The following is an 8,648-nucleotide window of genomic DNA, read 5'->3' on the forward strand; positions in this document are numbered from 1 at the left end:
GGACACTAGCCGATCGTGATCGTGCCCGGGCCGGATTCAGAAGTCTCGTTCGGAGATGATGCCGTGTTTGATTGCCAGGTTGGCGAGTTGGGCGCGCTTCTGGTTGTGGGGGTCGGCTATGGGCAGCTCCCGCATCACTTTTCACGATTTCACCGAGGGCGGTGAGGACCGGACCAGGGCCTCCCGCGACGGACTGCCGACACCGAGTTCACTGTGTCGCCCGCGCGTCACCGGCGCCGACAGTGCGATCAGGACGGAGCGTTGCGCAGCGGACAGCTTCGCCCTCCCCGCCACCAACCAACAGATCGCCGACGAACTGTTCTTCTCCATCGACACCGTCAAAACCCACCTGCGCATCCTGTTCACCGAATTCGGCATTGGAGCGGAAGGGCTTCGAGGTCGTCGACACCTTCTCCTGCCTCGCCGACGACACCTACCTCCCCTTCAAGATCGTCGGCGGCATCCGCAAGGGCCGCCCGGACGACGCCGACCTGGCCGCCGCCCGCACCTTCGCCGAGGGCCTGCGCACCCGCATCGGCGCAGCCTCCTGAGGCTCCCGCGCGACGACGCGAAAGCGGCCCGGAACCAGATGGTTCCGGGCCGCCTGCTCGACCGGTTCGATCAAGCCGTTTCGCGGGATCCCCGGCCTATGCCGGGTCGCTGTCCGGCAGGTCGGCGGGTCGCATTCCCGGGGGTCCGAGGATGACGTCGCCGAGTTCGGCCGTGATCTTGTTGAACAGTTCGAGATCCCACTCGGTGTCCGGCGTCGCGTCGGCTTCGGGTGTGCCGGTGCGCCGGATGAGATCGACGAAGTTCGCCGGGGAGCTCATGGTGAGCACCCGGACGCCGTCGGGTCCGGCCTCGAGCGTGTGCGGGGTGTTCATGGTGACGGTGTAGAACTCGCCGGGTCGCAGCGTGTATTTCCATGGGAAACCGACTTGCACACGATGACAGCCTTCAAGGCGACGCTCCTTCGAACATCCGGAATTCACTGCGGTGTTGATCCATCCGCGCTGCGGCGCTCCGAACGCTCCGGCCCCCCAGTCGCGTGCTCAGCCTATCGGGGAACCGTCGGCGGTGCCGGTGTACTCGAGCCCGCCCAGGCCAGGAGCCGGACGCCGCCGGGACTGTGCCGGGCGGTTCGGTCATCCGCCGCGCAGCAATCGTCGTAATACAACCGGTGCCGACTACACAGCAATCACACAGGCAATTTGGGAGTGCGGCTTGGTTTCCGGTCGTTGAATCGGTAGTGCTGGTTCACAGCACCCCCGATGAGGCCGATTCCCAGGAGGTCTGGCCATGCACACCGAAGCCATCGATATCGAGCCCGTCACCGATCGTGAGGTGCGGCTCGGCCTGGTCGCGGGTTCGGCGGTGAGCAACGTGGGGCGGCGCGAGATCAATGCGGACGCGGTCGCCACCTGTACCGACAGTCGCACGGGGCGTAGCGCTTTCGTGGTCGCCGACGGGGTCGGTGATCATCTGGCCGCGGCGCGGGCGGCCCGGCTGGTGGCGCGGACCGCGGCGCGGGTCGCGGTCCGGGAGGGCGCGCACGCGGGAATCGTTGCCGCCCAGCGGGAATTGCTGCGGGAGCTACCCGACGCGACCGCCGACACCGTCGTCGTGGTGGCCGTACTTCCCGCCGCCGGAAATCCGGACGCGCCCTGCGATATCGCCTGGGTGGGCGACTGCCGCGTCTACCGCTGGAACGGGCGCGTGCTGCAGTGCGTCACCACCGATCACACTGTCGCCGAATACTTTCGGGCCCGGGGTCACGATCCGCTGCCGGGGTTGGCGCATCTGGTCACCACCTCGGCCCGCACCGCCCGCCCGGAGGACATCGGCCGTGCGAGCACCGGGTCGAGCGCGGGCCGTCTGCTGCTGTGCACCGATGGCGTCGGCAAGCGGCTCGGCATGCCGGCCATCAAATCGATTCTGGCCGAGGGAACTTCGGCCAAGGATGCCGCCGAAGCCCTGGTCGATGCGGCCTTGGCGAGTGGCGGCACCGACAACACCACGGCATTGGTCGTGGACGCGGAACCATTGCGCTGAAACGGTTTCCACGGCGCTGAACCGGATCACTATCGCGCGCCGGGCCGGATTACGAGGCCAGTCCCGGGCTGTCGCCGGTGCGCAGGATCGGGGTGAACAGGCCGCCCGGCGCGCCGGCGCACTCAGACCGCGGTGGCCAGCGGTTTGAGAATGGCCAGGGCCAGCAGCAGTTCGGCGGTGCCGTCGCCCAGGAAGGCGGCGGCCGCGATGCCGTGGCCATTGCCGAACAATCGCGGATAGGCGATGCCGACCACCGTCAGAGGCGCAGGCGGGCGATGATGGCGCGATGGTCGGTGCCGGGGATGGTGGCCGAATGCAGGGCCGTGGCATGGCCGCCCGCGATGAGGATGCGGTCGATGCCGATCACCGGACCCCATGAGCGGTCGTTGGGCCAGGTCGGCAGCGCGCCCAGGCCGAGCAGTTCGGCGGAGTCGGCGTAGCGGTCGTTCAACAGCTTTCGGTAGGCGGCGTGGTCCCAGGTGGAGTTGAAGTCGCCGCCGACGACGACCTGACCGGTCTGTTCCGCCAGCAGGTCGTGGATGCGCGACAGCTCGTGCGCCCACTCCTGCGACCAGGTCAGCGGCGGAATCGGGTGGAAGGCGAAGACCGTGACGGGTCCGCGCTCGGGGTGAATCATGGTGGCGCGCAGGTTGTTCAGCCAGAATCCTTCGAACTTGACGCCGTCCTGCAGCGGGTACCTGCTGAAGATCCCGGTGCCCTGCCCGCCGCTCGCGGCGGCCGCGTACTGGTAGGGCAGCACCTCGGCCAGCCCCGCCGCATCGAGCCGGTTCAGCAGCTCGGGGGTGAGCTCTTCCAGGGTGAGCAGCTCCACCGATCCGTTGCGCACCTCCCGCACCACCGCCTCGGCATCCCCGCCGCCGAGTTCCAGGTTCGACTGCATGACCACCAGATCCGGTCCGGCGGGCGCGGTCCCGTCCGGCCACAGCATCGGGGCCTGCGACCACACCGCGGCACCAGCAGCCACGACCGCCAGTCCCGCGCTCACCCAGCGCCGCGCCGAAGCCAGCATCACGATCGCCACCGGTGCGCCGAGCATCAGATAGGACGCGAACGATGTCGCCGGCACCACCGGCTCCCACCGCCAGGTGCCGTAGTGCAGTCCCACCCCGAGCGTGCCCGCGAGCAGCGCCGCCCAGCCCGCCGCCGTCGCAGCGATCCGCGCGATCCGGCGACCGCGCGGTCTGCGCGCCTCGGCAATCGGCCGTTCCCGAACGATCCCATCGACCATCGAATCCTCCACCCCTCGTTTCCCGATCACCCTACCGACAGATCGTTTTCGCAGAAGTAACACCAACTGGACGACTGACCAGGTAGCTTCTTGGCTCAAGTCGAAAGCTGGATAGTCGGGGAAACACCGTGGCAGAAAATGCGAAATCACTCATCGGCAGGGTCGGTGCGCTGCTGCGCGTGCCCGCCGTCCTGCGCACGCTCGTCGTCCTGGGACTGGTGGTGCCCACCCTGGTGTCGGCGGTCTACATGTGGATCATGTGGGACCCGGAGCTGTATCTGAAGCGGATTCCGGTGGCGGTCGCCTGCGATGACGCGGGCGGCATCGCCGATGGCAAGGCGCAGAACATGGGTGCGGAGATCCTCGACAATCTGGTGTCCGGCGGTGATCTGCAATTCCACCGGGTGAGCAGCGCCGAGGCGGTGAACGGGCTGCGGGAGAACCGCTACGCCTTCTCGGTGGTCATCCCGGCCGACTTCACCCGCAAGGTGCTGAGCGTGACCGACCCGCATCCGCAGCGGGCGCGAATCTCGTTCTGGTACAACGACTTCAACGGCACGCTCGGACCCGCCGTGGCCAACAGCGTGGTCGCCGACGCGCAGAGCAAGGTGGCGGCCACCATCGGGCGTGGGTACGCCGACCAGATTCTGGTGGGCGTCAACAGTCTCGGCGCGGGCATCGGGGACGCGTCCCAGGGGGCGACCCAGCTGGCCCAGGGCACCGCACAGCTCGCCGACGGTTCCGGCCAGCTCTCGGCCGGGCTGGACGAGGCCGTCACCGGAGCCGCGCAACTCGCGGCCGGAACCGGTGAACTGCACACCGGTGCCGTACAATTCGCCGATGGCGCGAATCAGCTGATCGGCGGCACCGACCAATTGGGCACCGGCGCAATCCAGATTCGCGACGGCGTCGACCAGATCATCACGCCTCTGCTGTCGGCGCTGCAGGCCGCCGGTCAAGTCGGCGACGATCCGGATTCGCTCACCGCCCAGCTGACCCAATTGCGGGACGGCACCAAGGAATTGGCGCGACAACTCACCGATCCCAAGGCGGACTACCGGTCCGGGGTGCTCGCCCTGGCCGACGGCGCGAACCAATTGCGCGACGGCACGGTCCAACGCGGCACCGGCGCCAACGACCTCTCCACCGGCCTGCGCCAACTCGCCGACGGTGGCCACCAGATCAAGGACGGCGTCACCCAACTGGGCGACGGCGCAACCCAACTCGACTCCGGCCTGCGCGACGGTGCGGCGCAGGCCCCCCACATCACCGACCCGGCCACCTCCGCCGATGTCATCTCCCAACCGGTGGCCATGGACATCCGCAACCAGGAACCGAGTCAAATCGTCCAGAACGGCGACCCCAGCAACAAGGCCATCGCCGGCGGCGCGGGCCCGGTGCTGGTGGTGATGGGTTCCTTCCTCGCCGCCATCGTCCTCTGGATGCTGGTGCGCCCCTTACGCGGTAGCGCCCGCGGCTCGGCCTGGCGACGAGCCGCCGAACCGGTCCTCCACGCCTCCGGCGTGGGCGCGGCAGTCGGCATCGCGGTAGCCGCAATCGCGGCCTGGTACGGCAGCTCGGTCGGCTGGTCCCCGCAACAATGGCCCGCCATGCTCGCCGTCATAACCTTGGTCGGCATGGTCGCCGCCGTGACCACTCAACTCTTCGTGGTCCTCTTCGGCCGCCTGATCGGTTCCATCGCCGCCTTCGCCTTCTTCATGTTCCAGACCTTCGCCTTCGGCGGCGTATTCCCCGCCGGCACAACCCCTCTCCCATTCCGCCCCTTCAAATCCATCGCCCCCATGACCTACGCCCGCCGAGCCATCATCCGCACCGACATAGCCCTCTACGACCAAATGTTCTGGATCTCCCTCCTCATCCTCACCCTCATGCTCCTCACCGCCCTAGCCCTCATGATCGTCCCCCGCTACCTGACCCTCACCCGAAAACCCGCCCTGACCACCCGATTAGGCGTCCCCGCAACCACTATGTAAGGTAGTAATCACCCAACGCGGGGTGGAGCAGCTCGGTAGCTCGCTGGGCTCATAACCCAGAGGTCGCAGGTTCAAATCCTGTCCCCGCTACTAGGGAAAACGGCCCCGGAACCACTGGTTCCGGGGCCGTTTTTCGTTGGATTGGCAACGGATTTGGCAACGTTAGCCAAACTAAGTGTCATCCGTCGCGGGACGTCCCACGCTGTTCGTGGTGTCCGCCAAGCAGGTGGGTGGCCACGCGGGCGGCGGCGTCTTCGTCCTGGCCGGGCAGCACGTGCTGGTAGGTCTTCATGGTGAAGGCGACGTCGGCGTGGCCGACGCGCTGGCTCACCACCTTCGGGCTGACGCCTGCGGTGAGTGCTCCGGTGACGTAGGTATGGCGCAGGTCGTAGAAGCGGATCTCGGGCAGCCCGGCGCGGGCGGCCAGGCGTTTGAAGCGTTCCCGGACAGTGTCCGGGTGCACGGCGCTGCCGTCCTCCCAGGTGAAGACGAGCCCGGTCTTCTTGTATTCGTTGCCCCACAAGGGACGTTCGGCGTCCTGGACCGCCTTCCATTGTTTTAGAGCCGCCACTGTGACGGTGTCGAGGGCGATCATGCGGGCGGAGTCGTCGGTCTTGACCTGAGCATCCTGGGCATGGCCTGCTACTACGACGCGGCCCTGGTGGACCGACAGCACCCCGGTGTCGAGATCGAGTGAGGGCCAGCGGATTCCGCAGATCTCCGCGCGCCGCAGCCCGGTGGACAGCTCCAGCAGGTACAGGGCGTAGAAGCGGTCGTAGCGGATGCTGTTCATGAACGCGGCGGCTTGTTCGGGTGTCCACACCGGCCGTTTGCTGCGCGGTACGCGTGGGGGCTTGGCCTTCTCGGCGGGGTTGTCCACCACATATTTCCAGGCGACGGCGTCGGTGAGGGCGCGGTGCAGCATGACGTGGATGTTGCGCACGGTCTTCGGTGCCAGCCCTGCCGGTTTCGGAATCGGGATGCGGCCGTCCTTGTAGCGGCGCACTGCTGCCCGGGCCGCGTGAATGGTCACGCCGCAGGCGGTCACCACTTGGGCGGGTGTGGGTTCGCGTCCGCGACTGGTCGCCTTCACCCAGAACTCGTACATGCGCATGTTGTTGTCGGGCTTGATGCGTCCGTCGGTGAGCAGCTGCGCGTAGAACTTCATCAGCATCGGCGTGGTCAGCTTCTGCAGTTCGGTGGCCCCCAGCCGGGGGATGGCGTACGCCTTGGCCAGTGCCTGCCAGTTGTCGTAGGTGGTGGCGTCGACGATCATCTCGATCGCGGGCAGCCACTCCAGTAAGAAGGACTTCACCGTCGTCTTCGTCTTCTTGACGTGCTTGCCGCCTTCCACCGCCGCCATGGCGATGCGGCACGCCTCCCAAGCCGCTTTCTCGGTGGCGAACCCGCCCTTGGTCTCGGTGGGTTCGCTCCCGTCCGGGCCCTTCTCTGGGAGTCGGAACTGGTAGTACCAGGTCTTGCCCCGCTTGCGGACATGCCCCTTCATTACGCCGCCTCCCCGAGAGCGGTGGGCACGGAGGGATCCCCGAGATCGGTTTCGGCTGGCTCGGACTCGAGCAGCGTCCGCAACCGGGCGGTGACCACATACACGCGCCCGCCCATCCTCTTTGTCGGCAGTTCCCTCGACTCGACCAGTCGGTAGGCGGCCGATCGGCTGATGCCCAACAGTGCCGCAGCGCGGGGGATGGGAAGCAGTAGCGGCAACGTCTCCCACACGTCACGGGCTGTGGCATTCGGTTCGATTTCGTCCATTACTGGGCTCCTTGGATAATGCGGAATCGGGTTGCCCGACACAAACGGATATGGACGCTCGATTGCGTTCGTTGGGTCAAGTGCGTTGTGCGAGAACAAATCTCGACATGCGCGCAGAATCCGGCGCGATGGGGTGCGCGGTTTGGAGCGCGACTTCGCTTGGGCAATCCGGCTGACCGGATCCAGCGGCGGTGCGTCGAGTCCCGCTCTCTGGTCTGTGGCGGCCCAGGTTGTCGGAGTTCGTTGTCGGCTACTTCATGTGCCGTTGTGCGGGGCTGGAACCGGTCGGTGGCGGGATGATGCGGAATGGGGGCCATTCGTGGCTGACGGTGCCGGACGCGGCCCCGTTGGTGTGACGGGTGCGTGGCGTCGGCGTCGTACGTTGGTCATGGTCACTCCCGGCGGGCGGTGGGTGATCACAGAGGATCCTGACACCCCATCCACTGCATGCCGACCCCCGTTTTGCGACATACGACCCGAAACTTCCTCTCCCGCTCCGGGTGAATGCGGGCGACAGCCGCGAGGTCCGGATGCACGATCTCCGCCTGGCCGGCCCAGCTGAGCGTGCCTCCGAGAGTGGTTCTCGAGATGCAGTCTCCAAGAGCATCGACAGGATCCTTGAGTTTCAGGAAGCGCCGGCAAACTCCGGCGAGGTGGCCCTTCGGCCTCGAATTGAGCGGGCCGCGATACGCGAAGGTGTTTTCGGTGCGCACCTTCACTGAAATCGAGACGGTTCAGAAATCCTCGGCGGGTGCCGAATTGAGAAATCTTGACACCAATCCCGGGCGTGGCCGTCAATGTTGTGTGCGACGGTCGGCCCGGTGCGTTTCCGCGCGGACCAGATTCTGCGAGCTTCACCAACGTGTCCAGCGACACCGCTGGGCGGAAATCGGTTCAGTGCCAGGGGAATACACAGCCGGATAGTGGGGAACGCACATGAACAACGACAACTCGTGTCCGAACTGCAGGCAAATCGACTCGGTGCAGAGCATGCCCGCGATCGCGGCGACCGGCATGTCCACCGTGCAGGGGGCGAGCACGTACGCGGGCGTGGGGATCGGCCCGTCAGGCACTGTGGTCCCGGTCATCGGCTCGGCCAGGTCCACGAGCGCCCAAACCACCGCCCTCGCGGCGGCAACCAGACCCGCACCACCCACCAGTTCCGTCACCGGCCCGGCAACGTGCGGAGTCCTGCTGCTGATCGCCGCCCTGGTCATGCTCGCAATTGCCGGAGCCGCCGTCTCCTTGGGCACCCCGCCCGAGCAGTCCACGCCGCCCGTCGGTGATTGGCTTGTGCTCGGCGGTCTCATGGCGATGCCGTTCGCGCTCCCATCGCTGGCGGCCTTCCTGGTGCTGACACATCGATCCCGCAACAACGCTCGTATCGCGCGAGGACTGCCCGCCGCGTCCGCATTGTGGAGTGCGGCCTTCTACTGCCACCGTTGCGGTTTGTGCTACTGGCCGCAGCCCGTGGAAGGCGGTACTGCTGATGGGCAACTGCTTTTGCCAAATCAGTTTCAGCAAGTCGTTTGGAATGCCGGTGGTTACGGCTTCGGTGGTCAACGCTGACGCCTAATACT

9 protein-coding genes and 1 tRNA gene are annotated in these 8,648 nt (G+C 66.8%); 5 read left to right on the forward strand and 5 right to left on the reverse strand.

Annotated elements, in window-relative coordinates:
• The first annotated feature begins 377 nt into the window (after nucleotides 1-377).
• Entirely contained in the window at nucleotides 378-551 is a 174-nt protein-coding gene (locus NS2_RS34125) for an NADPH-dependent FMN reductase family protein (protein WP_197707888.1), read from the forward strand.
• Nucleotides 552-647: 96 nt separating this feature from the next.
• Here NS2_RS34125 and NS2_RS34130 read toward each other — a convergent pair whose 3' ends face one another.
• Nucleotides 648-944, reverse strand: coding sequence for a cupin domain-containing protein (locus tag NS2_RS34130; protein ID WP_052087057.1), 297 nt, complete (start codon nucleotides 942-944; stop codon nucleotides 648-650).
• 355 nt (nucleotides 945-1,299) lie between these two features.
• Between NS2_RS34130 and NS2_RS34135 the strand changes: the two genes are divergently transcribed.
• Nucleotides 1,300-2,052, forward strand: coding sequence for a PP2C family protein-serine/threonine phosphatase (locus NS2_RS34135; protein WP_052087056.1), 753 nt, complete (start codon nucleotides 1,300-1,302; stop codon nucleotides 2,050-2,052).
• A gap of 122 nt (nucleotides 2,053-2,174) precedes the next feature.
• Here NS2_RS34135 and NS2_RS38130 read toward each other — a convergent pair whose 3' ends face one another.
• Both NS2_RS38130 and NS2_RS34140 read right to left on the reverse strand, forming a co-directional pair.
• Nucleotides 2,175-2,306, reverse strand: coding sequence for a hypothetical protein (locus tag NS2_RS38130; protein WP_256255321.1), 132 nt, complete (start codon nucleotides 2,304-2,306; stop codon nucleotides 2,175-2,177).
• 2 nt (nucleotides 2,307-2,308) lie between these two features.
• Nucleotides 2,309-3,301 carry an endonuclease/exonuclease/phosphatase family protein gene (locus NS2_RS34140; protein WP_106852499.1) on the reverse strand — a complete coding sequence of 331 codons (993 nt, stop codon included), beginning with the start codon at nucleotides 3,299-3,301 and terminating at the stop codon, nucleotides 2,309-2,311.
• Between the two features lie 128 nt (nucleotides 3,302-3,429).
• On the opposite strand from NS2_RS34140, the gene NS2_RS34145 reads away from it, so the two are divergent.
• Entirely contained in the window at nucleotides 3,430-5,295 is a 1,866-nt protein-coding gene (locus NS2_RS34145; RefSeq protein ID WP_033091437.1) for a YhgE/Pip domain-containing protein, read from the forward strand.
• A 16-nt stretch (nucleotides 5,296-5,311) separates the two neighbouring features.
• A tRNA-Met gene (locus NS2_RS34150) sits at nucleotides 5,312-5,385 on the forward strand.
• A gap of 88 nt (nucleotides 5,386-5,473) precedes the next feature.
• Here the strand turns inward: NS2_RS34150 and NS2_RS34155 are convergent.
• Together NS2_RS34155 and NS2_RS34160 are read right to left on the reverse strand one after the other, a co-directional pair.
• Nucleotides 5,474-6,802: a site-specific integrase gene (locus tag NS2_RS34155; RefSeq protein ID WP_052087054.1), complete on the reverse strand. Its 1,329-nt coding sequence runs from the start codon at nucleotides 6,800-6,802 to the stop codon at nucleotides 5,474-5,476.
• Nucleotides 6,802-7,068, reverse strand: coding sequence for a helix-turn-helix domain-containing protein (locus tag NS2_RS34160; protein WP_045440245.1), 267 nt, complete (start codon nucleotides 7,066-7,068; stop codon nucleotides 6,802-6,804). Before NS2_RS34160 ends, NS2_RS34155 begins: the two co-directional genes overlap by 1 nt.
• Nucleotides 7,069-8,004: 936 nt before the next feature.
• Between NS2_RS34160 and NS2_RS34165 the strand changes: the two genes are divergently transcribed.
• The gene (locus NS2_RS34165; RefSeq protein WP_143161216.1) at nucleotides 8,005-8,637 is read left to right on the forward strand and encodes a hypothetical protein; all 633 of its coding nucleotides are present in this window, start codon (nucleotides 8,005-8,007) and stop codon (nucleotides 8,635-8,637) included.
• The last annotated feature ends 11 nt before the right edge of the window (nucleotides 8,638-8,648 follow it).

Origin of the sequence: Nocardia seriolae NBRC 15557 (assembly GCF_007990715.1) — a bacterium.
Lineage (GTDB): Bacteria > Actinomycetota > Actinomycetes > Mycobacteriales > Mycobacteriaceae > Nocardia > Nocardia seriolae.